The sequence below is a fragment of the Actinomycetospora aurantiaca genome, assembly GCF_037401875.1.
In the GTDB taxonomy this organism is placed as follows: Bacteria; Actinomycetota; Actinomycetes; order Mycobacteriales; family Pseudonocardiaceae; genus Actinomycetospora; species Actinomycetospora aurantiaca.
In genome coordinates, this window is record NZ_JBBEGN010000018.1 from 60,253 (window position 1) to 86,068 (window position 25,816).

Genomic DNA, 25,816 nt, shown 5'->3' on the forward strand with positions numbered 1-25,816 from the left:
TCACGCCCTCGCCGGCTTCTTCGGGAGGTACAGGTCGGTGAGGGTGCCCTCGAAGGCCTCCGCCGCCATCCCGACCGTCTCCGAGAGGGTCGGGTGCGGGTGGATGGTCAGCCCGATGTCGGCGGCGTCGGCACCGAGCTCGATGGCGAGCGCGGCCTCGGCGATGAGATCGCCCGCGGCCGGCCCGACGATGCCCGCCCCGATGATGCGGTCGGTCTCGGTGTCGAACAGGACCTTCGTCGAGCCCTCGGAGCGCCCCAAGGACAGCGACCGGCCCGACGCGGCCCACGGGAACGTGCCCGACCCGTAGGACAGGCCCTGCGCCTTCGCCTCGGTCTCGGTGACGCCGACCCACGCGACCTCGGGGTCGGTGTAGGCCACCGACGGGATGACCTTGGCGTCGAACGCGCTGGGCTTGCCGGCCGCGACCTCGGCGGCGACCTTGCCCTCGTGCACCGCCTTGTGGGCGAGCATCGGCTGCCCGACGATGTCGCCGATCGCGAAGACGTGCGGCACGTTGGTGCGCATCTGCTCGTCGACGGTGAGGAAGCCACGGTCCGAGACGTCGACCCCGGCCGCGTCGAGCCCGAGGACCTTCCCGTTGGGCACCCGCCCGACCGCGACCAGCACGGCGTCGAACGTGTCCTGCTCCGGCGCCTTCTTCCCCTCCATCGACACGACGAGGCCCTTGTCGGTGGCCTCGGCTCCTGTGCACTTGGTGGAGAGGAAGACGTTCTCGTAGCGCGACGAGATGTGCTTGGCCAGCGGCTTCACGAGGTCCTTGTCGGCCCCGGGGATGATCTGGTCCATCAGCTCGACGACCGTGATCCGCGAGCCGAGCTCGGCGTAGACCGTGGCCATCTCCAGGCCGATGATCCCGCCGCCGAGCACGAGCAGCCGCTCGGGTACCGCGGCGAGTTCGAGGGCTGACGTCGAGTCCAGCACCCGGGGATCGTCGTGCGGGACGAAGGGCAGCTGCACCGGCTCCGACCCCGCGGCCACGATGACCTGGTCGAACCCGACGACGGTCGTCGTGCCGTCGGCGCCCGCGACCTCCACCCGGTGCGGGGACAGGAAGCGACCGGTCCCCTGCAGCGTCGAGACCTTGCGCTGCTTCGCCAGGCCCGCGAGGCCCCCGACGAGCCGGGTGACGACGCCGTCCTTCCAGTCGCGCAGCTTGTCCAGGTCGATCTCCGGCGCGCCGAACGACAGCCCGTGCTCGGCCATCTCCTTGGTCTCGGCGATCACCTTCGCCGCGTGCAGCAGCGCCTTCGACGGGATGCAGCCGACGTTCAGGCACACCCCGCCCAGGGTGTCGCGGCCGTCGACGACCATGACCTCGAGCCCGAGGTCGGCGGCCCGGAACGCCGCGGTGTAGCCACCCGGGCCGGCGCCGAGGACGAGCAGCCCCACGTGCCGGTCCTCGCCCCCGTCCGAGGCGGGGGTCGGCGCCGTGCGGGTCCGGTCCGGCGCACCGGGCTTCTCGGCCTGGGTGGAGACCTTCTTGGTGGGCGGCGGCGTGGAGCTCGCGCCGGAGTCGCCCGCCCCGCTCGGCGTCAGGACGAGGATCGGCGAGCCCTGCGAGAGCCGGTCCCCGACCGCGACCCGCACCTCGGTGACCGTGCCCGCCACGTCGGCGGGGACGTCCATCGTCGCCTTGTCGGACTCGAGGGTGAGCAGCGGCTCGTCGAGCGCGACCTCGCTGCCCACCGCCACGTGGATCTCGATGACGGGGACGTCGGTGAAGTCGCCGATGTCGGGGACCTCGACGACGACGGTGTCAGCCACAGCGATATCTCCCTGGAGGGGCGGAGGGTGTTCGCGCCGCAGGTCGCAGGGCCGCGCGACGGAGGAGCGCGGACGTGCGCATCTGCTTGGCGCGGCTTACAGGAGGAGGCGGCGCTCGTCGCCCATGGTGTGCGCGACGTGGCGGGTGAAGCGGGCGGCCAGGGCGCCGTCGATGACGCGATGGTCATAGGAGAAGCACAGCGGCAGCAGGGTGCGCGGCTCGAACTCGGTGCCGTTCCACACCGGCGCCACCCGCGAGCGCACGACGCCGAGGATCGCGACCTCGGGGGCGTTGACGATCGGGGTGAACGCCGTCCCGCCGATCCCGCCGAGCGAGGAGATGGTGAAGGTCCCGCCGCGCATGTCGTCCGCGGTGAGCTTCCCGTCGCGGGCCCGCGCGGAGACCTCCCCGAGCTCCTTCGACAGCTCGACGATGCCCTTGCGGTCGACGTCGCGGATCACCGGCACCACGAGTCCGCCGGGCGTGTCCACGGCGACGCCGATGTGGAAGTAGCGCTTGAGGATCAGCGCGTCCTTCTCCGGGGTGAGCGAGGCGTTCACCGTCGGGAAGGCCTTGAGCGCCGAGACGCTGGCCTTCATGAGGAACGCGAGCAGCGTGACGCGGTAGCCCTCCGCCTTCGCGGCGGTGTCGAGCTCCTTGCGGTAGCGGTCGGTGTCGGTGATGTCGGCGTCGTCGTTGTGCGTGACGTGCGGGACGTTCAGCCACGAGCGGTGCAGGAACGGCCCGGAGATGCGGGTGATCCGCGACAGCGGCTGGGTCTCGACCGGCCCGAACACCGAGAAGTCCTGGGCCGGCACCTCCGGGATGCCCGACCCCTGGGCGGGCGCGGGCGCCGAGGCGGCCGGCGCCGAGGCACCGTCGCCGCCGCGCACGAACGAGAGCAGGTCGTTCTTGGTGATCCGCCCCTTCGGGCCGCTCGCCGTCACCTGCGCGAGGTCGATCCCGAACTCGCGGGCGAGCTTGCGCACGCTCGGACCGGCGTGGGCGGGCAGCTCCGAGGAGGGTCCCGACGACGGCGTCGGCGCGGGCGCCGAGGCCCCGTTCCCGGTCCGCTCGGTGGCGGGCTCCTGCGCGGTGGCCTCGGCGTCCGCGATCTCGCGGGCGTTCGACGGCGCGGGCGCGGTCGGCGCCTCCTCGACCGGCTCGCCGTCACCGGCGTCGAGCACGACGACGGGCGTGCCCTCGCTGACGGCATCGCCGACCGAGACCAGCACCTCGGTGACGAGCCCGGCGTGCGAGGACGGAACGTCCATCGTCGCCTTGTCGGACTCGAGGGTGAGCAGCGGGTCGTCGACGGCGATCGTGTCGCCGGGCGAGACGTGGACCTCGATGATCGGGACGTCGGAGAAGTCGCCGATGTTGGGGACGGTGACCTGGGTTGCCGCGGGGGCCGACATGCTGGATGTGCCTCTCTGGGTCAGACGTGGGCCGGCGCGGGCCGCTCGGGGTCGATGTCGTACTGCGCGATCGCGTCCGCGACCACCGAGGGCTCGATCTTCCCGTCGCGGGCGAGCGCGGACAGCGCGGCGACCGTGACGTAGCGGCGGTCGACCTCGAAGAAGTCCCGCAGCGCGCGGCGGTAGTCCGAGCGCCCGAACCCGTCGGTCCCGAGCACCTCGAAGCGCCGCCCGACGACGAACTGGCGGATCTGGTCGGGGAACGACCGCATGTAGTCCGTCGCGGCCACGACCGGCCCCTCCGGACGGCTTGCGAGCTGCTGCTCCACCCACGACTGCCGGGGTTCCTCGGTGGGGTGGAGCATGTTCCAGCGCTCCACGTCGATGCCGTCGCGGCGCAGCTCGGTGAAGCTCGGCGCGCTCCACACGTCGGCGACCACGCCCCAGTCGGCGGCCAGCATCTCCGCGGCGGCCTGCACCTCGCGCAGGATCGTGCCCGACCCCATCAGCTGCACCCGCGGCTTCGCCTTCGCGCGGCCCTTGCGCGCCGGCCCGCCGTCCTGCAGGAGGTAGAGGCCCTTGACGATGCCCTCGCGCGCCGCCTCCTGCACCGCCTCGTCGTCGAGACCGGGCATGGCCGGGTGCGGGTAGTTCTCGTTCATCAGGGTCAGGTAGTAGAAGACGTCCTCCTGCTCGACGTACATCCGCCGCAGACCGTCCTGCACGATCACCGCGACCTCGTAGGCGAAGGTCGGGTCGTAGGACACGCAGTTCGGGATCACCGACGAGAACAGGTGCGAGTGCCCGTCCTCGTGCTGCAGGCCCTCGCCGTTCAGCGTGGTCCGCCCGGCCGTGCCGCCGAGCAGGAACCCGCGGGCCCGCAGGTCACCGGCCGCCCACGCCAGGTCGCCGACCCGCTGGAACCCGAACATCGAGTAGTAGATGTAGAACGGGATCATCGGGACGTCGCTGGAGGAGTACGACGTGGCCGCCGCGATCCACGACGACATCGCGCCCAGCTCGTTGATGCCCTCCTGGAGCAGCTGGCCGCTCTTGTCCTCCTTGTAGAACATCAGCTGGTCGGCGTCCTGCGGCGTGTAGAGCTGCCCGACCTGCGAGAAGATCCCGAACTGCCGGAACATCCCCTCCATCCCGAAGGTGCGGGACTCGTCGGGGACGATCGGGACGACCCGCTTCCCGATCTGCTTGTCCCGCAGCAGCGTGTTCAGCACGCGGACGAAGGCCATCGTCGTCGAGATCTGCCGGTCACCCGAGGCCGCGAGCTGCGCCCCGAACGCCGACAGCTCCGGCACCTCCAGCGCCTCCGAGGTCCGCCGCCGCGCGGGCAGCGACCCGCCGAGCGCCTCCCGGTGCTCGCGCAGGTAGCGCCCCTCCTCGGAATCCGGCGCGAAGCTCAGGTACGGCAGCGCGTCGATGTCCTCGTCGGAGATCGGCAGGTCGAACCGGTCGCGGAAGACCGTCAGCTGCTCGCCGGCCATCTTCTTCTGCTGGTGGGAGATGTTCTGGCCCTCGCCGGCCTCGCCCATCCCGTAGCCCTTGACGGTCTTGGCGAGGATCACCGTCGGCCGGTCGGGCTCGTCGACGGCGGCCTTGTAGGCGGCGTAGATCTTCGACGGGTCGTGCCCGCCGCGGGTGAGCGCCCAGATCTCGTCGTCGGTCCAGTCCTCGACCAGCGCCGCGGTCTCGGGGTACTTGCCGAAGAAGTGCTCGCGGACGAAGGCGCCGTTCTTGGACTTGAAGTTCTGGTACTCGCCGTCGACGCACTCCTCCATGAGCTGGATGAGCTTCCCGGTCGTGTCGCGCTTGAGCAGCTCGTCCCACCGGCTGCCCCAGATCACCTTGACGACGTTCCAGCCGGCGCCCCGGAACAGCGCCTCCAGCTCCTGGATGATCTTGCCGTTGCCGCGCACCGGGCCGTCGAGGCGCTGCAGGTTGCAGTTCACGACGAAGATCAGGTTGTCCAGGTGCTCCCGGCCGGCCAGCGAGATCGCACCCAGCGACTCCGGCTCGTCCATCTCGCCGTCGCCGAGGAAGGCCCACACGTGCCGGGGGGCGGTGTCGGCCAGCCCGCGGCCGTGCAGGTACTTCAGGAAGCGCGCCTGGTAGATCGCCATCAGCGGGCCGAGGCCCATCGACACCGTGGGGAACTGCCAGAACTCCGGCATCAGCCACGGGTGCGGGTACGACGACAGGCCGTTCCCCCCGGTCTCCTGCCGGAAGCCGTCCATCTGCTCCTCGGACAGGCGACCCTCGAGGAACGCGCGGGCGTAGATGCCGGGCGAGGAGTGCCCCTGCATCATCACCAGGTCGCCGCCGTGCTTGTCGCTCGGCGCGTGCCAGAAGTGCTGGAAGCCGGTGTCGTAGAGCGTCGCCGCCGACTGGAAGCTCGCGATGTGCCCGCCGAGCTCCGAGGACTCCTTGTTCGCCCGCAGCACCGTCGCGACCGCGTTCCAGCGGATCGCCGACCGGATGCGGTGCTCGATCGCCCGGTCCCCCGGGTGCGGGGGCTCCTGCTCCACCGGGATCGTGTTCACGTACGGCGTCGTCGCGGAGTACGGCACCGGGGCCCCGGCCCGGCGGGCCTGGCCGATCAGCTCGTCGAGCAGGTCGTGCGCGCGCTCCGGCCCCTCCACGGCCAGCACGGACTCGAGCGCCTCGCGCCACTCGGCGGTGCCCTCGGGGTCGGGGTCGGAGGCGGAGTCGCTGGGGTCGCTGGGGGCGGGGTGCATGCGCAGCAGTCCTCGGTGATCGCTGTGGGCCGGGCTACCCACCCTGCCGTGCCGGGCGTCACGGCGAAAGCCGGACGGGGCGTCACCTGAGGGACCCTTGAGCTTCGGCCCCGCGGCGCACTGGATCGAACCCGAAGTCCGTGCCACCGCTCTCGGTGCATGGCCTCCGTCCCCGCGACGTGCCACCTTCTCCCGGTGGCGGTCCACGTGCGCAGGAGGACTCGATGACCAAGTTCGTCTACGACTTCGCCGAGGGCGACAGGAACCAGCGTGACCTGCTGGGCGGCAAGGGCGCGAACCTCGCGGAGATGACGAACCTCGGCCTGCCGGTCCCGCCGGGGTTCATCATCACCACCGACGCGTGCCGCGCCTACCTCGCCGGCGGCCGCGAGCCCGAGGGCATGGCCGCCGAGGTCTCCGAGCACCTGGCCGCGCTGGAGACGACGATGGGCAAGCGGCTCGGCGAGGCCGACGACCCGCTGCTGGTCTCGGTCCGCTCCGGCGCCAAGTTCTCCATGCCCGGGATGATGGAGACCGTCCTCAACGTCGGGCTCAACGACGCCTCGGTCCACGGGCTCGCCGCGCAGGCCGGCGACGACCGCTTCGCCTGGGACTCCTACCGCCGCCTCGTGCAGATGTTCGGCGCGACCGTGCTCGACATCGACGCGGAGCACTTCCACGACGCGCTCGAGGCGGCGAAGTCCGCCAAGGGCACCAAGAACGACCTCGACCTGGACGCGGGCGACCTCGCGGCCCTCGTCGAGACCTTCAAGGGCCTGGTCACCGAGCACGCCGGCCGGGACTTCCCGCAGGACCCGCGCGAGCAGCTCGACCTCGCCGTCCGCGCCGTCTTCGACTCGTGGAACTCCGAGCGGGCCAACATCTACCGCCGCCAGGAGCGCATCCCCGCCGACCTCGGGACCGCCGTCAGCGTGGTGTCGATGGTGTTCGGCAACCTCGGCATGGACTCCGGGACCGGCGTCGCCTTCACGCGCGACCCGGCGTCGGGAGCCCAGGGCGTCTACGGCGACTACCTGCAGAACGCGCAGGGCGAGGACGTCGTCGCCGGCATCCGCAACACGCTGGCCCTCACCGAGCTCGAGCGCATCGACAAGACCTCCTACGACGAGCTCATGCGCATCATGGGCGTGCTCGAGGCGCACTACCGCGACCTGTGCGACATCGAGTTCACCATCGAGCGCGGCAAGCTGTGGATGCTGCAGACCCGAGTCGGAAAGCGCACGGCAGCCGCGGCCTTCACCGTCGCGACCCAGCTCGTCGACGAGGGCCTGATCGACCTCGACGAGGCGCTGCAGCGCGTGACCGGCCACCAGCTCGCCCAGCTGATGTTCCCCCGCTTCGACCCGGACGCGGACAAGGAGCTCCTGACGACGGGGATGAACGCCTCCCCCGGCGCGGCCGGCGGCAAGGCGGTCTTCGACTCCGAGACCGCGGTGGCGTGGGCGAAGCGCGGCGAGAAGGTCGTCCTCGTCCGGCGCGAGACCAACCCCGACGACCTCGCCGGGATGATCGCCGCCGAGGGCATCCTCACCAGCCGCGGCGGGCGCACCTCGCACGCGGCCGTCGTCGCCCGCGGCATGGGCAAGACCGCGGTGTGCGGCGCCGAGGAGCTCGAGGTCGACGTCCGGAACAAGGTCTTCACGGTCGGCGGCGAGGGCCCGGCGGCCGGGCGCGAGGTGCGCGAGGGCGAGGTCATCGCGGTCGACGGGACCTCCGGCGAGGTCTACCTCGGCGAGATCCCGGTGGTGCCGAGCCCAGTCATGTCCTACTTCGAGCACGGCACGATCGACGACGGTGACGAGCTCGTCGTCGCGGTCGACCGGATCATGCGCCACGCCGACGGCATCCGGCGGCTGCGGGTCCGGGCGAACGCCGACACCGGCGAGGACGCGGCGCTCGCGCGGCGCTTCGGCGCCGAGGGCATCGGCCTGTGCCGCACCGAGCACATGTTCCTCGGCGAGCGGCGGTCGCTGGTGGAGGACCTGGTGCTCGCCGAGACCCGCGACGAGCGCGAGAAGGCCCTCGCCGCCCTGCTGCCGATGCAGATCGAGGACTTCACCGCGCTCTACCGCGCGATGGCCGGCCAGCCGGTGACGATCCGCCTGCTCGACCCGCCCCTGCACGAGTTCCTGCCCGACCTCACCGAGCTCTCGGTCCAGGTCGCGGTCGCCCGCGAGCGCGGCGAGCTGACCGACGAGCAGGAGGCGCTGCTGGAGAACGTGCGCCGCCTGCACGAACAGAACCCGATGCTGGGGCTGCGCGGGGTGCGTCTCGGCATCCAGGTGCCCGGACTGTTCGCCATGCAGATCCGCGCGATCACCCGGGCCGCGGCCGCCCTGGTCGACGAGGGGGTCACGGTGCTCCCGGAGATCATGGTGCCGCTGGTGGGCACCGTGCAGGAGCTGCAGGCCGTGGCGGCGGAGATCGCCGAGGTGGTGGCCGAACCGGAGTCGCTGGTGGACGGGGCGCCCGTGGAACACCAGGTCGGCACCATGATCGAGCTGCCCCGGGCCGCCCTGGTCGCGGCGGAGATCGCCGAGGTCGCGCAGTTCTTCTCGTTCGGCACCAACGACCTCACCCAGACCACGTGGGGCTTCTCCCGCGACGACGTCGAGAGCTCGTTCTTCTCCGCCTACCTCGACCACGGCATCTTCGGCGTCTCGCCGTTCGAGTCGCTGGACACCGTGGGCGTGGGCGAACTCGTCGAGATCGCGTCGTGGCGGGGCCGGGAGGTGCGGAACGACCTCAAGCTCGGCATCTGCGGGGAGCACGGCGGCGACCCGGACTCGGTGCACTTCTTCCACCGTGCGGGCCTGGACTACGTGTCCTGCTCGCCGTTCCGCGTGCCGGTCGCCCGGCTCGAGGCCGGCCGGGCGCAGGCGACGCACGGGTAGCCCCGCCGCTTGACCTCGACCGGAGTTCAGGTCGCACGCTCACGGGACCACACCGGACGCCCAGGAGGACCCGTGACCACGCCGACCACGTTCGAGGACGCCTACCGCCGGGGCGAGCCGCCCTGGGTGATCGACCAGCCGCAGCCGGCGGTCGTCGAGATCGAGCGGGAGGGCGTTCTCGCCGGCCGTGTCCTCGACCTCGGCTGCGGCACCGGCGAGCACACGATCCTGCTCGCCCGCCTCGGCTACCGGGTGCTCGGTGCCGACGCGGCACCGGCTGCGATCGAGCGTGCCCGGGACCGGGCCCGCCTCGCGGGCGTCGACGCCGAGTTCACGGTCGCGGACGCGATGGACCCCGTCGACCTCGGAGACCTCGGGCGCTTCACGACGATCCTGGACAGCGCCCTCTTCCACGTGTTCGACCCCGACGACCGCGCCCGCTACGCCCGCGCCCTGACCGGGGTCGTCGAGCCCGGGGGCCGGGTGATCGTCCTGGCGCTGTCCACCCGCGGGCCGGGCTTCGGACCGCAGATCGACGACGACGCCGTCCCGCAGGCCTTCGTCGCGCCCGACTGGGAGGTCGAGGCCGTCCGCCCGTCGACGTACCGAGGACGCGTTACGCACCCCGACCAGGCCGACGACCTCGGACGCGGGATCGGGGAGCTCGTGGACCTGCCCGCCACGCTCGCCCTGGTCCGACGTACCGGATAGCGGCCCGTCATCCCGACGGCGGGTCGGGCGGGTCGGGGCGACGTACCCGCCCGCCGACCCGGAGCCACCTCCCGGGCGGCGGAACGGGGACGGACAGCCGACGCCGCACCGGGTAGCAGTGCTCCACGCCGACCTGGTCGAGGGCGGCGCAGGTCCAGAGCACCAGGGCCGCGTCGAGCGCCGTCGTGCCGACCGGGAGCTCTCCGGTCCACCGTTGCCCGCCGTGGTCGGCCTGCACGAGCCAGGCCGAGCCGTCCGCCGCGGTCAGCGTCCGCCGGGTCGGGACGGCGGCGAGCCGCTGGCGCAGGCGCAGCCCGCCGTCCGGCAGCGAGACCGGGAACGCCCAGTCCACCCATCCGCCACGGCGCCCGCCCCGGACCTCGACGCCGCCGAGCCGAACGGCGAGCTCGTCGCCGACGGTGCGCATCTCGAGCGCCAGGGACTCTGCCCCGAGCGCCAACGTCGGCGGCCCCCCGGCGTCGGGACGGTCCACCGCCCGACCTCCCGCCCGTCCAGCCACAGCCGGCCCGTCGGGTCCTCCGGCCCGTGCATGGGCTCGTCGAGCTCCAGCCGCGCCGGGACGCCGGACGAGTACCGCAGCACGTCGTCGTCGGTCCGGTCGAAGCGCTCGTGCCACCGGCGGTTCAGCCCGACGACCAGACAGGTGGGGAACACCAGGAACAGCACGAGCGCCAGGGCGCCCAGCCAGACCCCGCCCTGGGCGGACTGCAGCGCGGCAACGACGACGAACGCGGGACCGGTGACGACGGCCGCGGCGCACCAGAGCATCCAGGGCCGGCGCCGGGCGCGGAGCGCCGCGAACCGACCCCGATGACGCGGACCGCCCCCGGGCAGCCGGCTGCGCGTGACGGCCGGGCGCACGCCGTGATCCTGCCCGAGGAGCGGGCGGTGAGAAAGACCATTGCTGACACATCGCGGTCGAATCGTCACGAGCAGTTCCGACAGAGCAGTTCCGACGCGCGGAGCGACCCGAATGGCCCGACCGGACGGGACCTGGGTCCATATCAGGTGCGTCCGTACCGCCCTAGCGTCGGACGCCATTCCCGACGATTCCCGCATGGCACGAGATCCATTCGCGCGTCCACGAAGGGCTCCCGCATGTCCGCCCGCCTCGCCGTCGCTCTCGCGAGCATCGCCCTCTCCGTCACCGCCTGCGGGACGCCCGCCACCCCGGCAGCCGGCGCCCGGCCACCCGGTCCGCCCCCGGCCTACGCCGCGGCGCTCGAACCACAGATCACCGACCTCATGCGGCAGCTCCAGATCCCCGGGGCGCTCGTCCACGTGGACGTCCCGGGTCAGGGGACCTGGCAGGCGGCGCTCGGGTCGGCGACGGTCCCGGCCGGGCGCCCGATGCAGCTCGACGACCACATGCGGATCGGCAGCGTAACCAAGACGATCACGGCCGACGTCGTCCTGCAGCTCGCGGGACAGGGCAGGCTCGCGCTGGAGGACCCGGTCTCGAAGTTCCTGCCGGCCACGCCGAACGGCGGCGCGATGACGGTGCGGCAGCTGCTCGACATGACGGCCGGGGTTTTCAACTTCACCGAGGACGACTACTTCAACCGGGCGCTCGACGCAACGCCGCAACGGGCCTGGACCGCCGCGGAGACCATCGACATCGCGATGGCCCACCCGCCCTACTTCCCGCCCGGGACCGGCTTCCACTACTCCAACTCGAACTACGAGATGCTCGGCGTGATCGCGGAACAGGTGGGCGGGAAACCGTTACCGCAGCTGTTCGCCGAGCTCGTCGCGGGCCCGCTGGGAATGAGCCGGACCTCCCTGCCCGCCTGGGACGACCCCGCCATTCCCCAGCCGCACCCGCAGGGCTACATGTTCGGCAACAACGAGATCGGCAACGCGGCCTACAACGCGGCGATCGCGGGCGACAAGGCCAACGCCCAGATCGCGGTCGCCCCGGGGACCCGGCCGAACGACGTCACGCTCCTCCCGGTCAACGGCCAGGCCTCCGGCGGGGCGATCTCCACCCTCGGTGACATGGCGATCTGGGCGAGGGCGCTCGGGACCGGGCAGTTGCTCACCCCTGGGCTGCAGGCCGAACGCACCAGGTACGGCGCGGAGTCCGGCTACGGGCTGGGGCTCCAGCGGACCCCCACCGGCCTCGTCGGCCACGACGGCGCCGTGCCCGGCTTCCAGAGCTCGGTCTACTACGAGCCGACGACCGGGGCGACGATCGTCGTGCTGACTAATCTCCTCCTCGCGCCCAACACCTACTTCGTCGAGGCCCTGCCCGCCGAACGCATCGTGGCGCTCGTCGCGCTGGCGGTGATCCGGCCGTGAGGTGCGTCGCTTCCTGACCTGCCTCGTCCCCGTCGTGGTCACCGTTCCCCGGGGAGACCGGTGCCACAAGCCCTTCCCCGTCGTTGACCAGGCCCGCCGTGGCCCGTGAAGATCGTCGGCGTGCTGGTCAGCCGCCGCTTCGTCGACCTGATGCTGACCTGTAGCTGCTCCTGTCGCTCCTTCTGATCGATCCGGTCCGCGCCCCGGGTGAACCGGCCCCGCGGCGCTCCCCCATGCGCATCGACAGAAGGATCCCTCGTGACCCGTCAGCTCCACCTCGGTGGTTTCCAGATCGCCTCGCACGTCCCGCACTCGCACGCCGCCTGGCGCCACCCCGCCTCCGACCTCGACGTGTTCGGCCCCGACTACTGGCACCGCGTCGGCCGCACGCTCGAGCGCGGCCTGTTCGACTTCGTCTTCTTCGCCGACCTCCTCGCCGTCCCCACGAACTTCGGCGGCGACGAGGCCGAGGCCCTCCGTCGCGGGACGCAGGCGAGCGCGACGATCGACCCGTCGCTGGTCGTCGCGAGCATCGCCGCCGTGACGCAGCGCCTCGGCGTCGCGGTCACGAAGAGCACGACCTACTTCCATCCCTTCGAGGTCGCACGCATCTTCGCGAGCCTCGACCACCTGAGCCGGGGCCGCGCCGGCTGGAACATCGTCACCTCGCTGAGCAGCGCCGAGGCCCGGAACTTCGGCCTCGAGAAGGCCCTCGACCACGACGTCCGCTACGACCGCGCGCAGGAGTTCGTCGAGGCCGCCGTCGCGCTGTGGGAGAGCTGGGAGCCGGGCGCCCTCGTCGGCGACAAGACCGCCGGCTTCTTCGCCGACCCCGACAAGGTGCACCGGGTCGACCACGACGGCACCTACTACAAGACCCGCGGCCCGCTGCCCACACCGCGCTCGCCGCAGGGCCGGCCGGTCCTGTTCCAGGCCGGGGCGTCGCCCAAGGGCAAGGACTTCGCCGCTCGGTGGGCCGACGCGATCTTCGAGATCGACCCGACCGCCGAGGGGCGCCGGGCCTACTACGACGACGTCAAGAGCCGGGCCTCGAACGCCGGACGCGACCCCGAGGACGTCAAGATCCTGCCGTCGTTCATCCCGTTCGTCGCCGAGACCAGCTCGATCGCGCGGGAGAAGCAGGCGTTCCACAACGAGCTGGCCGACCCGGTGTCCGGGCTCATCACCCTCTCCGTGCACACCGATTACGACTTCTCGTCCTACGACCTCGACGCCCCCGTCGAGCAGGTCGAGGTCCCGGGCTCGCAGGGCCTGTTCGACGTCGCCCGGCGCCTCTCGGAGCGCGACAGCCTGACGCTGCGCGACATCGGCCGGCTCTACGCGCAGGGCATCCTGCTGCCGCAGTTCGTCGGGACGGCGTCGGAGGTCGCCGACCAGATCGAGGCGTCGTTCACCGCCGAGGAGGCCGACGGGTTCATCCTCTCCGCCGCCCAGTTGCCGGGCACCTTCGACGACTTCGTCGACCACGTGGTCCCGGAGCTGCAGCGCCGCAAGCTCTTCCGCGAGGAGTACACCGGATCGACACTGCGCTCCCACCTGGGGCTCGACGGCTGAGCCCGGCATGATGTCCCGTCCAAACCGGACGGGGGAGCTGGCATGCGGGTCACGACGGATGACGGCGTGGGGCTCGCCGTCTACGACACCCACGACGGCGGGTCCCCGATCCTGTTCCTGCACGAGTTCGGCGGCGACCACCGCTCGTGGGCCCCGCAGTTCGGGCACCTCGCCGGGCGGTACCGCTGCATCACCTACGACGCCCGCGGCTACCCGCACTCCGACGTCCCGACCGACCCGTCCGCCTACTCCCAGGACCGGGCGGTCGCGGACGCGGTCGCGGTGCTGGACGCGCTCGGGATCGAGCGCGCGCTCGTCGTCGGGAACTCGATGGGCGGGTTCGCGACGCTGCACCTGGGCCTGACCCACCCCGACCGCTGCGTCGGGCTCGTCGTCGCCGGCTGCGGGTACGGGGCGGCGCCGGATCGCGCCGAGGCGTTCCGGGCGGACGCCCTCGCGCTGGCCGAGGCCTACGAGTCGCAGGGCAGTGCGGCGGTCGCCGCCGAGTACGGCAACCGTCCGGCGCGGCTCTCCCTGCGCGAGCGCGACGAGCACGCCCACGACGAGCACCTGCGCATCCTCGCCGAGCACGACCCCGTCGGCGCGGCCCTGACGATGCGCGGCGTACAGGCCGCCCGCCCGTCGCTCTACGACCTGCGCGAGCAGCTCGCGACGATGATCGTGCCGACCCTGCTGGTCGTCGGGGACCGCGACGACGAGGCGATCGACGCGACGCTCATGCTGCGCCGGGCCCTCCCGGTCGCCGACCTCGCGGTCCTCCCCCGGGCCGGGCACCTGACCAATCTCGAGTACCCGGAGATCTTCACCCGGCTCGTGGAGCTGCACGCGGCGGGCTGAGGAACCGTTCACCTCCAGACCAGCGGACCGCCACGTGGATCCGGCATGGTGCCGCGGTGCGTCCCGGGGGTGCGGTGTCCGCCTTCCACCGACTGCGCGACGCGATCTGCCGGGTCTGTCCGGTCCCCGTGCGTCCCGAGATGGTCGGGTTCCTGCTGATCAGCGGCACCACGTTCACGCTGGACCTACTGCTGATCACTCTGGTGCGCGACCTCGCCGGGTTCCCGGTCTGGGCCGCCTTCGGCCTCGGCTACGCGTGCGCCCAGAGCCTGAACTTCCTGCTCAACAAGACCCTCAACTTCGACGCGGGCGATCGGCCGGTGGGCCCGGAGCTCGGCCGCTACGTCGTCGTCGTCGCGATCAACTACCTCGGCATCATCGTGGGTCTCGGGGTACTGCTGGTCCATCTCGGGCTGCTCGACCAGGTCGCGCGGGTGCTCGTCGCGTTCGTCGAGGTCGTCTTCCTCTACATGGCGATGCGGTTCGTCGTCTTCGGACGGGACCGGGTCGCCTCGTCCTGGCCTCCGAAGCCGCCTCGACGATGACGGCGGCCCGGGCCTCAGTCCCCAGCGCTCGGGACGGTCGAGCCGGGCGAACGGGCGGTCTCGGCGACCCGGTGCGATTCGGCGAGGTAACGCTCGTATGCCCGTGCTCCCGGCCGGAACCACCAGAGGACGACCTGCGCCGCCCGGCTGCCCCGGTCCGCAGCCGCGATCAACCGGAGGTAGAAGAAGCCGAAGGTCCAGAACAGGACGAGGACGACCATGGCTACGCAGCAGGCGACCGCGGCGATCCTCGGCCCCGGGTCCGGCTCGTCCGGGACCGGCCACACCGCCGTGCCCAGGCCGACGAACAGCATGAAGATCCCCGTCTGGAAGAAGACGTGGAGTCTGCGCGCCCACGCCAGGTGAGCGAACTGCTCGCGCATGTGATCGAGCACCGGCGAAGACGGGACGGCCCCGGGCGCCGCCGCGTCGCCGACGTCTACCTGGTGCACCCTCGTCCAGTAGTAGCAGTGGATGGAGACAGCGAACGCGATCGCCGCGACGGTCAGGAGCAGGATCGTCGCGCTCGCCGCGGCGAAGCGGTCGGGCGCCTGCGCGACGACCCCGATCAGCGTGATGCAGAAGCCGGCCAGGAGCGGGGTGCCGGCTGCCGTCAACGTCTGCAGAGCATCACCGCGCCCGGGGTACCGGGACCGGCGGTGCTGCTCGTCCTCGACCTGCATGATCGGCACCCTGAGGGTCCGGACGTCAGGACACGAGCGGCTGTTCGGGCGAAACACCCGCAGCGAACGCTCCGACTCAGCGCGTGATCGGCGGAGCCCTCGCAGGAGGCGCTACGCAACGCCGACCTCGACCCGCGGCCCGAGTCCGAACCCCGGGTAGCCGGCCGCGGCCTCGTCGTCGCAGGTCGCGCGGTAGCGGGCATAGCCGCCCGCGTAGGGCAGGAAGACCCGGGCCTTCCCGGGGACGTTCGCGCCGAGGTACCACGAGCTCGCGGCCTGCGGCAGCAGGGTCGCGTCGGCGGCCCGGGCCACCTCGCGCGCCCAGACCTCCTCGGCCTCCGACGTCGGCTCGGCGACCTCATTCGTCTCCCGCAGCCGCTCCAGGAGGTCCGCGATCCAGTCGACGTGTTGCTCGATGGCCGTCGGCATGTTCGTCAGCACCGACGGGCTCCCGGGGCCGGTGATCGTGAACAGGTTCGGGAAGCCGGCGACGCCGAGCCCGAGGTGCGTGTGCGGCCCGTCCCGCCACGCGTCCCGCAACGAGCGACCGTCCCGCCCGCGGAGGTCGAAGGCCAGCAGCGGGCCGGTCAGCGCATCGAATCCGGTGGCGAAGACGAGGACGTCGAGCGGGTGCTCGGCGCCGCTCTCCAGCCGCACCCCGCCGGGCGTGATCGCGGCGATCGGGTCCGCCTTCACGTCGACCAGCGACACGTTCGCCCGGTTGTAGGTCTCGAAGTAGTGCGTGTCGATCGGCGGGCGCTTGGTCGCGAAGGGGTGGTCGCGCGGGGTGAGCGTCTCGGCGGTCCCCGGATCGTCGACGACCTCGGCGATCTTGTCGCGCAGGAAGTCGGACGTGACCTCGTTGACCGCCGGATCGGTGAGCACGTCCTTGACCGCCGCCCGGAACCGCAGCCCGCCCCGCGCCCACGCCGCCTCGTAGAGCTCGCGGCGCTGGTCGGCGGGCAGGTCGAGCACGTCGACGTCGGACAGGACGAACGGGTGCCCGTTCGTCGAGCCCTGCTGGATGCGACGGATCTCCGGGTAGTCCGCCTTCGTCGTCGCCATCTCGTCCTCGGACAGCGGCGCGTTGCGGGCCGGGATCGAGTAGTTCGCGGTGCGCTGGAAGACCGTCAGGTGCCCGGCCTGCTCGGCGAGCACCGGGATCGCCTGGATCCCGGTCGATCCGGTGCCGATCACCCCGACCCGCTTCCCGCCGACGTCGACGCCGTCGTGCGGCCACTGCCCGGTGTGGTGCCACCGTCCCGCGAAGTCCGCCAGCCCCGGGATGTCCGGCACGTTCGCGGCGGACAGGCAGCCGACCGCCGTGACCAGCCAGCGGCACCGCCGGGACGCGCCGTCCTCGGAGGTCACCGTCCACCCGTCGCCGGTCCACTCCGCCGACGACACCCGCACGCCGAAGGTGATGTCGCGGCGCAGGTCGTACCGGTCGGCGACGTGCTCCAGGTAGCCGCGGATCTCCTCCTGGCCCGGGTAGCGCTCCGACCAGCGCCACTCCTGCTCGAGCTCCGGGTCGAACGAGTAGCAGTAGTAGTAGCTCTCGGAGTCGCACCGCGCGCCCGGGTACCGGTTCCAGTACCAGGTGCCGCCGACCCCGTCGGCCTGCTCCAGGGCCTGCACCGAGAAGCCGCGCGAGCGCAGCCGGTGCAGCGCGTAGAGCCCGGAGAAGCCTGCCCCGATCACCAGAACGTCGGCGTCCACCCCTCGACCGTCGCCGTTCGACCGCCTCGGTGCAACACCGGACCGCGGCGCGGGGTTCCACCACGTATGGACCTGTCCGCCCTCGAGGCACTCGACGACCAGGGTTTCGCGACGATCCCCGGCCTGCTCGACCCCGCGACCTGCGGCGACCTGATCGCCATGTTCGACGACGACGGGCGCTTCCGCTCCACGATCAGCATGGCCCGGCACGCCTTCGGCGAGGGCAGCTACCGCTACTTCGCCGACCCGCTCCCCGAGCCGGTCGCCGGGCTCCGACGGGACCTGTACCCGCCGCTGGCGGAGGTCGCGAACCGCTGGGCCGCGGTCCTCGACGAGCCGACGGTCCCGGACTCCCACGACGAGTACCGGCAGCGGTGTGCGGCCGCGGGCCAGACGAAGCCGACGCCGCTGCTGCTGCGCTACGGCCCGTCCGGCTACAACTGCCTGCACCAGGACGTCTACGGCGAGCTGGTCTTCCCGCTGCAGGTGCTCGTGATGCTCTCCGAGCCCGACGTCGACTTCACCGGCGGCGAGAGCGTGTTCGTCGAGCAGCGGCCCCGCCAGCAGTCCCGGGCCGCCGTCGGCCGGCCCGGCCGGGGCGACGCGATCGTCTTCCCGGTGCACCACCGGCCCCGCCGCGGCGCCCGCGGGTACCACCGCGTCCAGATGCGCCACGGGGTGTCGACGGTGCACTCGGGCTCGCGCCACGTCCTGGGGATCATCTTCCACGACGCTCGTTAACCTCGTCCCCCGTGCGCCTGTCCCACCACGTCGCCGCAGGGGTCGACTCGCCGATGGCGGCCGCCTACGACGCGGTCGCGACGGCGGCTGGGCGCCGGCCCCTGCTCGACCTCGCCCGGGCGGCGCCCGCCTACCCGCCCGCACCGGAGGTCGTCGAGCACGCCGCGTCCGTCGCCGCCGACGCCCGCTACGCCGCCCAGGCCGGCCTGCCGCACCTCCGCGAGGCGTTCGCCGCCGACCTGCGCGCGGACCACGGCGGCGACGTCACCGCCGACGACCTCGTCGTCACCGCCGGCTGCAACCAGGCCTTCTGCCTGGTCGCCGATGCCCTCTGCGGTCCCGGCGACGCGGTCGTCACGCCCCGCCCGACGTACTTCAACCACACCATGTGGCTGCGCATGCGCGGCGTCGAGCCGGTGGTGCTCGAGCCGGACGCCGACCTCGTCCCGCGGGCGGCCGACGCCGAGGCCCTGGTCGGCCCCCGCACCCGCGCGATCGTGCTCGTCACCCCCGGCAACCCGAGCGGCGTCGAGGTCCCGCCCGACGAGCTCGCCGCCTTCGCCGACCTCGCCCGCCGTCACGACCTCGCCCTGGTCCTCGACGAGACCTACCGCGCCTTCCGCGCCACGCCGGCGCACGCGCTGTACTCGGAGCCCGACTGGCGCGACACCGTCGTCACCCTGCACAGCTTCTCCAAGGACCTCGCGCTCGCGGGCTACCGCGTGGGCGCCCTCGCGGGCGGCGAGGCCCTGCGGCGGCAGGCGCTCAAGCTGCTGGACTGCGTGGCGATCGGCGCGCCGCGCATCGGGCAGGAGGCCGCCTGGGCCGGCCTGACGAGGGCCGGCGCCTGGCGGCGCGAGCGGGCGGTCGAGGTCGCGGCACGGCGGGACGCATTCGTGACGGCGATGCGCGAGCGGCCGGGCGGGTTCGAGGTCCTCGTGAGCGGCGGCTTCTTCGCCTGGGTCCGGCACCCGTCCGACCGGCCCACGCCCGCCGTCGTGAAGGCCCTGCTGACCGAGCAGGACGTGCTCGTCATGGCCGGCACCGACTTCCAGACCGTCGACGACGGCGCGATGCGGGTCAGCGTCGGGAACCTCTCCGGCGACGACCTCGACGACCTGCTCGGACGACTGCGGCAGTTCGGCGCCTGAGCCCTGCTGGTGGCCGACCTCGTGCGCACGGCGGTGCGCTGACCCCCGGGGCGGTCGGGGCCCGGTCAGTGCTCCAGCACGATCCGCAGGATCACGACGACGAAGCCCACGGCGAACGCCCCGACCGCCCCGAGGACGACTGCCCACCAGCGGTGCACCGCCCGCCAGCCCCCGACCCCGCCGAGGGCGACCAGCACGACCCACCCGAGGTCGATGATGATGTTCACCGACTCCTCGGGGCCCTGGGCGCCGTGGAACCCGGTGAGCGCGACGATCGCGACGACGAGCAGCGGCCCGATCGCCAGCAGCAGGTACTGCGCGGCGTGCGCGGTCAGGGCGAGCAGGCGCCGTCCCGACGGCGGCGACCGGTCGGCGTTGATCGCCGCGAGCACGGAGGCGAACAGGTGCGCCGCGAAGGTGGCGACGAGCGGCCCCAGGGTCACCTGGACCACCTCGGCGAAGTCCTCCACGCCGTCGTCGAGCGCGACCGCGAGCACGGTCATCAGCACGACCGTGCCGTACACCGCCGGCTCCACGTCCAGCGCGAACCGACCCCACCGGACGAGCTTCAGCCGCTCCCGCCCGCGTTGCACCACCGTCGCCATGCCGCCCCCGTCCACCTCGAGGAGACACCGTAGTGAGGTGGACGTGACGAGCGTCAGTCCCAGGAGTGGAACCCCTGCCCCGACTTCCGCCCGAGCTCGCCGCGCTCCACCTTGTCGCGCAGCAGCTGCGGCGGGGCGAACCGCTCCCCCAGCTCGCGCTCGAGGTGCTCGGCGATCGCCAGCCGGACGTCGAGCCCGACGACGTCGGTGAGCCTCAGCGGACCCATCGGCCAGCGGTAGCCCAGCTCCATCCCGGTGTCGATGTCCTCGGCGCTCGCGACGCCCTCCTCGACCATCCGGATCGCCTCGAGCCCGACGACCAGGCCGAGCCGGGAGGTCGCGAAGCCCGGCGAGTCGTCGACGACGATCGGGGTCTTGCCGAGGTCGCCGACCCACTCCCGGGCACGGTCCACCGTCGCGTCCGAGGTCTGCGGGGTCCGGATCAGCTCCACCAGCTTCTGCGCGGGCACGGGGTTGAAGAAGTGCATCCCGATGACCCGCTCGGCCGGCAGCTCCGCCCCGATCGCCGCGACCGACAACGACGAGGTGTTCGACGCCAGGACCGCGTCCGGGCACCGCCGCGCGACGTCGCCGAGGATCTGCTGCTTCAGGTCGATCCGCTCCGGGACCGCCTCGACGACGAGGCCCGCGTCGTCCGGCAGCTCCCCGGCCCCGACCACGAAGCGCACCCGCTCCAGCAGCGAGTCCACGGTGGTCCCCTCGGGCAGTTTCCCGCGGTCCGCGGCCCCCTGCAGGCTCGTCCCGACGGCGGATCGGGCCGCGTCCGCGCGCTCCTCGTCGCTCTCCACCACGGCCAGCCGGGCCGCACCCGCCGTCAGGAGGACGTGGGCGATCCCCGCGCCCATCGTGCCGCCACCGATGACACCGACGCTCTCGGGAATCGTCATGCGCAGCACCCTGGCGCAGATCCCGGGTTCGAGCTGAACGAGACTTGCCCGTTCCGGAACCGACTAGTATCGTTACTGGCGTCGCAGCCGCCGCCGGCCCGCTGCCGAAGGGGAAGAGGAATCCTCATGTTCGCCGCGTTCGCGCAGATCAACTGGCTCGCCGTCGTCATCGCCACCGTGGCCTCCGCCGTCCTCGGGGGGCTGTACTTCGGCGCGGTGGTCGGCAAGCAGTACCTGCGGGTGCTGGGCCGCGAGGGTCAGGAGGCGCCGAAGCCGTCCCCGGTCGCGGCCGTGGGGCCGCTCGTCTGCGGCTTCCTGGTCGTCCTCGCGAGTGCGGTGCTCGTCGCCGCACTGGGCCTGACCACCGTGGGCGACGCGCTCGTCTTCGGGCTCGTCGTCGGGATCGGCTACCTGCTCGCGATGACGTTCCAGATCGCGATCAACCCGAACTTCCCCCACCCGCTGCGCTACGGGGCGCTCAACGCCCCCTACTTCCTGGTGACGAGCCTCGTCACCAGCGTGCTGCTCGTCCTGGTCTGAGGTCGACCGTCCCGAGGCCCCGGCTCCCGTGCCGGGGCCTCCCGGCGTTCCGGAGGAGGATGATCCGCGATGACCGACGAACCCGCGCGACGTTCCCGCGGTGGGCGACCCCGCGACGCGAGCCGCGACGCGGCCATCGTCGCCGCGGCGCTCGACGTCCTCTCCGAGCACGGCTACGAGCGCATGACGATGGACCAGGTCGCCCGCCGGGCCGGGGCGGGCAAGGCCACGCTCTACCGCCGCTGGCCCTCCAAGGCCGAGCTCGTCGCGCACGCCGTGGCGCAGTTCGACCGGACGCCCACGCTCGAGGACCTGCCCGACACCGGGACCCTGCGCGGCGACCTGCTCGCCCTCATGCGTCCGCAGACCGACGAGGACGACCGTCGCGCACTCGCCGTCGCCTCGGGCATCGCGTCGTTGCTGTCGGCCGAACCCGCCCTGGCCGACGCGGCGGGCACCGCGCTCGTCGAGCCGTTCGTGGCCTCGCAGCGCCTGCTGATCCGGCGCGCGATCGAGCGGGGCGAGGTCCGCGACGACGTCGACGTCGACACGGTCGCCCACGTGACGCCCTCGATGACCGCGTTCCGCCTCGTCGTCCAACGCAAGCCGGTCGACGTCGACCTCCTCGCCCGCCTCGTCGACGCCGTCGTCCTGCCCGCGTGTGGCCTGCGGCCAGGTGAGCACCGAGTGGGCCCATGACCCCACTGGATGCTCACCTGCCGCAGGCACCTCCCTTGCGTTCGGACCCCGCCGTCGGGCACCATCGGTAACCGAACGAACATTCGGGAGGGCATGGCCGTGGACCGCGACGAGCAGGAGTTGGCCGAGGCGTTCGACGCCACGGTGGCCGCCGAGGGCCGGATCGAGCCGCGGGACTGGATGCCCGAGGGCTACCGGAAGACGCTGATCCGGCAGATCGCGCAGCACGCGCACTCCGAGATCATCGGCATGCAGCCCGAGGGCAACTGGATTCTCCGCGCCCCGAGCCTGCGGCGGAAGGCCATCCTCCTGGCGAAGGTCCAGGACGAGGCCGGTCACGGGCTCTACCTGTACTCCGCGACCGAGACCCTCGGCGTCGACCGCACCGAGCTCACCGAGAAGCTCATCGACTCACGGCAGAAGTACTCGTCGATCTTCAACTACCCGACGCTGACCTACGCCGACATCGGCGTCATCGGCTGGCTCGTCGACGGCGCCGCGATCTGCAACCAGGTCCCGCTCTGCCGCTCCAGCTACGGGCCGTACGCCCGGGCGATGGTGCGGATCTGCAAGGAGGAGTCGTTCCACCAGCGCCAGGGCTTCGAGCTCCTGATGACGCTGATGGCCGGCACCGACGCACAGCGCGAGATGGTCCAGGACGCGGTGGACCGCTGGTGGTGGCCCTCGCTGATGATGTTCGGCCCGGCCGACGGCGACTCCCCCAACACCCAGCAGTCCATGGCGTGGCGGATCAAGCGGCACACCAACGACGAGCTGCGCCAGCGCTACGTCGACATGACCGTCCCGCAGGCCGCCGCCCTCGGCGTGACGCTGCCCGACCCCGAGCTGCGCTGGAACGACGAGCGACAGGCGCACGACTTCGGCGCGATCGACTGGGACGAGTTCACCGCAGTCGTGAAGGGCGCCGGGCCGTGCAACGCCCAGCGCCTGGCCCACCGCCGCGCCGCGCACGAGGGCGGGCAGTGGGTCCGCGACGCGGCCTCCGCGTACGCGGCGAAGCAGCAGACCCGTCGTCGGGAAGGCGCGGCAGCATGAGCATGGCCGACGACGTCACCGCCCACCCCGAGGGCGAGCCGACGATCCAGCCGGGAGTCACCCCGGACCGCACCTGGCCGCTCTACGAGGTGTTCGTCCGCGGCAAGCGCGGGCTGAACCACGTGCACGTCGGGTCGCTGCACGCCCCCGACGACCACATGGCCCTGCACAACGCCCGCAACCTCTACACCCGGCGCAACGAGGGCGTGTCGATCTGGGTCGTGCGCGCCGACGCGATCACCGCGTCGAGCCCGGACGAGAAGGACCCGTTCTTCTCCCCCTCGGCCGACAAGGTCTACCGCCACCCCACGTTCTACGAGATCCCCGAGGACGTGCCGCACCTGTGAGCGCCACGGACAGCGACAACGTCTACGACGCCCTCGCCGAGGCGGACCACGAGGGTCGGTGGGCCTACGGCGCCGGGTTCGACGAGACCGTCGTCGAGGTCACCGCACCCGCGCCGGAGGGTGTCGACCGCGAGGACCTCGCCGCGTACTGCCTCATGCTCGCCGACGACGCGCTCGTCGCCTCCCAGCGGCTCTCCGAGTGGGCCACGCACGCGCCGGAGCTCGAGGAGGAGGTGGCGCTCGCCAACATCGCGCTCGATCTGCTCGGCCAGGCCCGGGTCCTGCTCTCCCGCGCCGGTCACCTCGGTGCCGCGGAGCGCTTCCGGATGCCGGGCCTCGCGGCCGGTCTCTCCGACGAGGACGTCCTCGCCTACTTCCGGGACGACCGGTCCTTCCGCAACGTCACGCTCGCGGAGATGGACCTGGGCGACTTCGGGCGCACGATGGCCTGGATCCTCGTCTACTCGTCGTGGCGCCTCGCGCTCATGACCACGCTGCGGGGCTCGGCCGACCCGGTGCTCGCCGCGGTCGCGGCCAAGGCCGTGCCCGAGCTCGCCTACCAGCGCGAGTACGCGGCCGGGTGGGTCGTGCGGCTCGGCGACGGCACCACCGAGTCCCACGAGCGGATGCAGGCCGGGCTCGACGACGTCTGGCCGTTCGTGACGGAGCTGTTCCTCGCCCACCCGGTCGAGTCGCGGCTGGTCGAGGCGGGCGTCGCGGTGGACCCGGCGTCGCTGCGGGCCTCGGTCGACGCCGACGTCGCGCAGGTCCTCCCCGTCGCCACGCTGACCGAGCCGACCCGGCCCGCCGTCGGGCTCGTCGGCGGCCGAGGCGGGCGCGACGGGGTGCACACCGAGTCGCTGGGCCGGGTGCTCGCCGTCATGCAGTCGCTGGCCCGGGCGCACCCGGACGCGACGTGGTGAGCGCCGAGCTCTGGGAGGCCGCGGCGGCGGTGACCGACCCCGAGATGCCGATGTTGACGCTCGCCGACCTCGGCGTGCTGCGGTCGGTGTCGGACGACGGCGGCCGGATCGTCGCCACGATCACCCCGACCTACGCGGGCTGCCCCGCCCTCGACGCGATGGCCGACGACCTGCGATCGACCCTCGGCGCGTACGGCGAGGTCGAGGTGAAGGTGACCCTCACGCCGCCGTGGACCACCGACCTCATCTCCGACGAGGGCCGGCGCAAGCTCGCCGAGGCCGGGGTGGCGCCACCGGACCACATCGGTCCGCGCTCCACCGGCCCGGTGCCCCTGACGCTGGCGGCCCCGCCGAAGCGGGTCGCCTGCCCGCGCTGCGGGAGCGCCGACACCGAGGAGCTGTCGCGCTTCGGCCCGACCGCCTGCACGGCCCTGCGCCGCTGCCGGGCCTGCGCGGAGCCGTTCGAGCACATGAAGGACATCTGATGACGACGGCACCCGACGTCCGAACCGAGACCGGCTTCCATCCGCTGCGCGTCGCGGGCGTCGAGCACCTCACCGACGACGCCGTCGCCGTCACCTTCGACGTCCCACCGGAGCTGCGCGAGCACTACGCCTTCCGCGCCGGGCAGTACCTCACGCTCTCCCACGACGGCGAGCGTCGGTCCTACTCGATCTGCGCGCCCGAGGGCACCGCGCCCCGGATCGGCGTGCGGCGCGTCGAGACCGGCCTGTTCTCGGAGATGCTCGTGGACCGGCTCGCGGTCGGCGACACGCTCGAGGTGGGCCCGCCGGACGGGCGCTTCACCCCCGACCCGCAGCCCGGCGAGCACCACACGCTGATCGCGGCGGGCTCGGGCATCACCCCGGTGCTCTCGATCGCCGCGACCGTGCTGGCCGCACACCCCGACACCCACGTCACGCTGCTCTACGGCAACCGACGGGCCGACACGGTGATGTTCGCCGAGGAGCTCGCCGACCTGAAGGACCGCTACCGCGCGCGGTTCCAGCTCGACCACGTGCTCTCGCGCGAGCCGGTCGAGGCCGAGATCTTCGCCGGTCGTCTGGACCGCGAGAAGCTCCGCTCCCTGCTGACCCACCTCGTCCCCACCCCCCAGGTCGACCACTGGTGGCTGTGCGGGCCGCTGGAGATGGTCACCGGCGCCCGCGAGGAGCTCGCCGAGCTGGGGGTGCCGCGCGAGCGGGTGCACGCCGAGCTGTTCTACGTCGACACCCCGCCGCCGCAGCCGGTGCGCCACGAGGAGGCGCCCGCCGAGGGCGTCGAGGCGCGCGTGATCCTTCACGGGCGCGAGGTCACCGCCACCGTCCCGCCGGACTCCTTCGTTCTCGACGCGGCGCAACGCGTCCGCTCGGACCTGCCGTTCGCCTGCAAGGGCGGGGTGTGCGGGACGTGCCGGGCGAAGGTCGTCGTCGGGGAGGTCGCCATGCAGCGCAACTTCGCCCTCGAGCCCGAGGAGGTGGAGGCCGGGTTCGTGCTGACGTGCCAGTCCGTCCCCGTCTCCGCCGAGCTGACCATCGACTACGACGTCTAGGGGTTACGC

The 25,816-nt window shown here is 72.5% G+C and carries 23 protein-coding genes; 15 read left to right on the forward strand and 8 right to left on the reverse strand.

Annotated features, from left to right (window positions below; all coding sequences use genetic code 11):
- From lpdA to aceE, 3 genes are all read right to left on the reverse strand, one after another.
- Nucleotides 1-1,788 (reverse strand): dihydrolipoyl dehydrogenase, encoded by a 1,788-nt coding sequence (gene lpdA / locus WCD74_RS25045; protein WP_337697624.1) that lies wholly within the window; start codon nt 1,786-1,788, stop codon nt 1-3.
- 96 nt (nt 1,789-1,884) lie between these two features.
- Nucleotides 1,885-3,207 (reverse strand): 2-oxo acid dehydrogenase subunit E2, encoded by a 1,323-nt coding sequence (locus WCD74_RS25050; protein WP_337697625.1) that lies wholly within the window; start codon nt 3,205-3,207, stop codon nt 1,885-1,887.
- 20 nt (nt 3,208-3,227) lie between these two features.
- On the reverse strand, nt 3,228-5,957 hold the full coding sequence (aceE, locus tag WCD74_RS25055; RefSeq protein ID WP_337697626.1) for a pyruvate dehydrogenase (acetyl-transferring), homodimeric type: 2,730 nt from the start codon (nt 5,955-5,957) through the stop codon (nt 3,228-3,230).
- A 224-nt stretch (nt 5,958-6,181) separates the two neighbouring features.
- Here aceE and ppdK point away from each other — a divergent pair, with 224 nt between their 5' ends.
- On the forward strand, nt 6,182-8,872 hold the full coding sequence (gene ppdK, locus WCD74_RS25060) for a pyruvate, phosphate dikinase (RefSeq protein WP_337697627.1): 2,691 nt from the start codon (nt 6,182-6,184) through the stop codon (nt 8,870-8,872).
- Nucleotides 8,873-8,944: 72 nt separating this feature from the next.
- Nucleotides 8,945-9,583 carry a class I SAM-dependent methyltransferase gene (locus tag WCD74_RS25065; RefSeq protein WP_337697628.1) on the forward strand — a complete coding sequence of 213 codons (639 nt, stop codon included), beginning with the start codon at nt 8,945-8,947 and terminating at the stop codon, nt 9,581-9,583.
- Nucleotides 9,584-9,590: 7 nt separating this feature from the next.
- Here WCD74_RS25065 and WCD74_RS25070 read toward each other — a convergent pair whose 3' ends face one another.
- Nucleotides 9,591-10,076, reverse strand: coding sequence for a hypothetical protein (locus WCD74_RS25070; RefSeq protein WP_337697629.1), 486 nt, complete (start codon nt 10,074-10,076; stop codon nt 9,591-9,593).
- A 626-nt stretch (nt 10,077-10,702) separates the two neighbouring features.
- On the opposite strand from WCD74_RS25070, the gene WCD74_RS25075 reads away from it, so the two are divergent.
- The 4 genes from WCD74_RS25075 to WCD74_RS25090 all read left to right on the forward strand — a co-directional run bounded on the left by WCD74_RS25075 (nt 10,703) and on the right by WCD74_RS25090 (nt 14,883).
- Nucleotides 10,703-11,905 (forward strand): serine hydrolase domain-containing protein, encoded by a 1,203-nt coding sequence (locus WCD74_RS25075; RefSeq protein ID WP_337697630.1) that lies wholly within the window; start codon nt 10,703-10,705, stop codon nt 11,903-11,905.
- A 258-nt stretch (nt 11,906-12,163) separates the two neighbouring features.
- Nucleotides 12,164-13,480 carry an LLM class flavin-dependent oxidoreductase gene (locus WCD74_RS25080; RefSeq protein ID WP_337697631.1) on the forward strand — a complete coding sequence of 439 codons (1,317 nt, stop codon included), beginning with the start codon at nt 12,164-12,166 and terminating at the stop codon, nt 13,478-13,480.
- A gap of 42 nt (nt 13,481-13,522) precedes the next feature.
- Nucleotides 13,523-14,338, forward strand: a complete 816-nt coding sequence (locus WCD74_RS25085) for an alpha/beta fold hydrolase (protein ID WP_337697632.1) — start codon at nt 13,523-13,525, stop codon at nt 14,336-14,338.
- A gap of 56 nt (nt 14,339-14,394) precedes the next feature.
- Nucleotides 14,395-14,883 (forward strand): GtrA family protein, encoded by a 489-nt coding sequence (locus WCD74_RS25090; protein WP_337697633.1) that lies wholly within the window; start codon nt 14,395-14,397, stop codon nt 14,881-14,883.
- Between the two features lie 14 nt (nt 14,884-14,897).
- Here the strand turns inward: WCD74_RS25090 and WCD74_RS25095 are convergent, their stop codons facing one another.
- Together WCD74_RS25095 and WCD74_RS25100 are read right to left on the reverse strand one after the other, a co-directional pair.
- On the reverse strand, nt 14,898-15,566 hold the full coding sequence (locus tag WCD74_RS25095) for a hypothetical protein (RefSeq protein ID WP_337697634.1): 669 nt from the start codon (nt 15,564-15,566) through the stop codon (nt 14,898-14,900).
- 111 nt (nt 15,567-15,677) lie between these two features.
- Nucleotides 15,678-17,285: a flavin-containing monooxygenase gene (locus WCD74_RS25100; RefSeq protein ID WP_337697635.1), complete on the reverse strand. Its 1,608-nt coding sequence runs from the start codon at nt 17,283-17,285 to the stop codon at nt 15,678-15,680.
- Nucleotides 17,286-17,351: 66 nt separating this feature from the next.
- Between WCD74_RS25100 and WCD74_RS25105 the strand changes: the two genes are divergently transcribed.
- Together WCD74_RS25105 and WCD74_RS25110 are read left to right on the forward strand one after the other, a co-directional pair.
- Complete coding sequence (locus tag WCD74_RS25105) at nt 17,352-18,026, forward strand: 2OG-Fe(II) oxygenase (RefSeq protein WP_337697636.1); 675 nt, start codon at nt 17,352-17,354, stop codon at nt 18,024-18,026.
- An 11-nt stretch (nt 18,027-18,037) separates the two neighbouring features.
- The gene (locus tag WCD74_RS25110) at nt 18,038-19,177 is read left to right on the forward strand and encodes an aminotransferase (protein WP_337697637.1); all 1,140 of its coding nucleotides are present in this window, start codon (nt 18,038-18,040) and stop codon (nt 19,175-19,177) included.
- A gap of 65 nt (nt 19,178-19,242) precedes the next feature.
- Here the strand turns inward: WCD74_RS25110 and WCD74_RS25115 are convergent, their stop codons facing one another.
- Nucleotides 19,243-19,782, reverse strand: coding sequence for a hypothetical protein (locus WCD74_RS25115; protein WP_337697638.1), 540 nt, complete (start codon nt 19,780-19,782; stop codon nt 19,243-19,245).
- A gap of 53 nt (nt 19,783-19,835) precedes the next feature.
- Nucleotides 19,836-20,690 (reverse strand): 3-hydroxyacyl-CoA dehydrogenase family protein, encoded by an 855-nt coding sequence (locus tag WCD74_RS25120; protein WP_337697639.1) that lies wholly within the window; start codon nt 20,688-20,690, stop codon nt 19,836-19,838.
- 126 nt (nt 20,691-20,816) lie between these two features.
- Here WCD74_RS25120 and WCD74_RS25125 point away from each other — a divergent pair, with 126 nt between their 5' ends.
- From WCD74_RS25125 to paaE, 7 genes are all read left to right on the forward strand, one after another.
- Nucleotides 20,817-21,230 (forward strand): DUF1761 domain-containing protein, encoded by a 414-nt coding sequence (locus tag WCD74_RS25125; protein ID WP_337697640.1) that lies wholly within the window; start codon nt 20,817-20,819, stop codon nt 21,228-21,230.
- A gap of 69 nt (nt 21,231-21,299) precedes the next feature.
- Entirely contained in the window at nt 21,300-21,929 is a 630-nt protein-coding gene (locus WCD74_RS25130; RefSeq protein ID WP_337697641.1) for a TetR/AcrR family transcriptional regulator, read from the forward strand.
- Nucleotides 21,930-22,022: 93 nt separating this feature from the next.
- Nucleotides 22,023-22,985 carry a 1,2-phenylacetyl-CoA epoxidase subunit PaaA gene (paaA, locus tag WCD74_RS25135; RefSeq protein WP_337697642.1) on the forward strand — a complete coding sequence of 321 codons (963 nt, stop codon included), beginning with the start codon at nt 22,023-22,025 and terminating at the stop codon, nt 22,983-22,985.
- Between the two features lie 2 nt (nt 22,986-22,987).
- Nucleotides 22,988-23,332, forward strand: coding sequence for a 1,2-phenylacetyl-CoA epoxidase subunit PaaB (gene paaB, locus WCD74_RS25140; protein WP_373696126.1), 345 nt, complete (start codon nt 22,988-22,990; stop codon nt 23,330-23,332).
- Complete coding sequence (gene paaC / locus WCD74_RS25145; RefSeq protein WP_337697644.1) at nt 23,329-24,255, forward strand: 1,2-phenylacetyl-CoA epoxidase subunit PaaC; 927 nt, start codon at nt 23,329-23,331, stop codon at nt 24,253-24,255. Before paaB ends, paaC begins: the two co-directional genes overlap by 4 nt.
- Nucleotides 24,249-24,740 carry a 1,2-phenylacetyl-CoA epoxidase subunit PaaD gene (paaD, locus tag WCD74_RS25150; RefSeq protein ID WP_337697645.1) on the forward strand — a complete coding sequence of 164 codons (492 nt, stop codon included), beginning with the start codon at nt 24,249-24,251 and terminating at the stop codon, nt 24,738-24,740. Before paaC ends, paaD begins: the two co-directional genes overlap by 7 nt.
- Complete coding sequence (gene paaE, locus WCD74_RS25155) at nt 24,740-25,807, forward strand: 1,2-phenylacetyl-CoA epoxidase subunit PaaE (protein WP_337697646.1); 1,068 nt, start codon at nt 24,740-24,742, stop codon at nt 25,805-25,807. The genes paaD and paaE overlap by 1 nt, the downstream gene beginning before the upstream one ends.
- The last annotated feature ends 9 nt before the right edge of the window (nt 25,808-25,816 follow it).

What these genes read in the sequence shown, in the direction of transcription:
- WCD74_RS25050 (WP_337697625.1), bottom strand. Translation starts at nt 3,207, where the DNA reads ATGTCGGCCCCCGCGGCAACCCAGGTCACCGTCCCCAACATCGGCGAC.
- aceE (WP_337697626.1), bottom strand. Translation starts at nt 5,957, where the DNA reads ATGCACCCCGCCCCCAGCGACCCCAGCGACTCCGCCTCCGACCCCGAC.
- ppdK (WP_337697627.1), top strand. Translation starts at nt 6,182, where the DNA reads ATGACCAAGTTCGTCTACGACTTCGCCGAGGGCGACAGGAACCAGCGT.
- WCD74_RS25075 (WP_337697630.1), top strand. Translation starts at nt 10,703, where the DNA reads ATGTCCGCCCGCCTCGCCGTCGCTCTCGCGAGCATCGCCCTCTCCGTC.
- WCD74_RS25085 (WP_337697632.1), top strand. Translation starts at nt 13,523, where the DNA reads ATGCGGGTCACGACGGATGACGGCGTGGGGCTCGCCGTCTACGACACC.
- WCD74_RS25095 (WP_337697634.1), bottom strand. Translation starts at nt 15,566, where the DNA reads ATGCAGGTCGAGGACGAGCAGCACCGCCGGTCCCGGTACCCCGGGCGC.
- WCD74_RS25105 (WP_337697636.1), top strand. Translation starts at nt 17,352, where the DNA reads ATGGACCTGTCCGCCCTCGAGGCACTCGACGACCAGGGTTTCGCGACG.
- WCD74_RS25115 (WP_337697638.1), bottom strand. Translation starts at nt 19,782, where the DNA reads ATGGCGACGGTGGTGCAACGCGGGCGGGAGCGGCTGAAGCTCGTCCGG.
- WCD74_RS25120 (WP_337697639.1), bottom strand. Translation starts at nt 20,690, where the DNA reads ATGACGATTCCCGAGAGCGTCGGTGTCATCGGTGGCGGCACGATGGGC.
- WCD74_RS25125 (WP_337697640.1), top strand. Translation starts at nt 20,817, where the DNA reads ATGTTCGCCGCGTTCGCGCAGATCAACTGGCTCGCCGTCGTCATCGCC.
- WCD74_RS25130 (WP_337697641.1), top strand. Translation starts at nt 21,300, where the DNA reads ATGACCGACGAACCCGCGCGACGTTCCCGCGGTGGGCGACCCCGCGAC.
- paaA (WP_337697642.1), top strand. Translation starts at nt 22,023, where the DNA reads ATGGCCGTGGACCGCGACGAGCAGGAGTTGGCCGAGGCGTTCGACGCC.
- paaB (WP_373696126.1), top strand. Translation starts at nt 22,988, where the DNA reads ATGGCCGACGACGTCACCGCCCACCCCGAGGGCGAGCCGACGATCCAG.
- paaE (WP_337697646.1), top strand. Translation starts at nt 24,740, where the DNA reads ATGACGACGGCACCCGACGTCCGAACCGAGACCGGCTTCCATCCGCTG.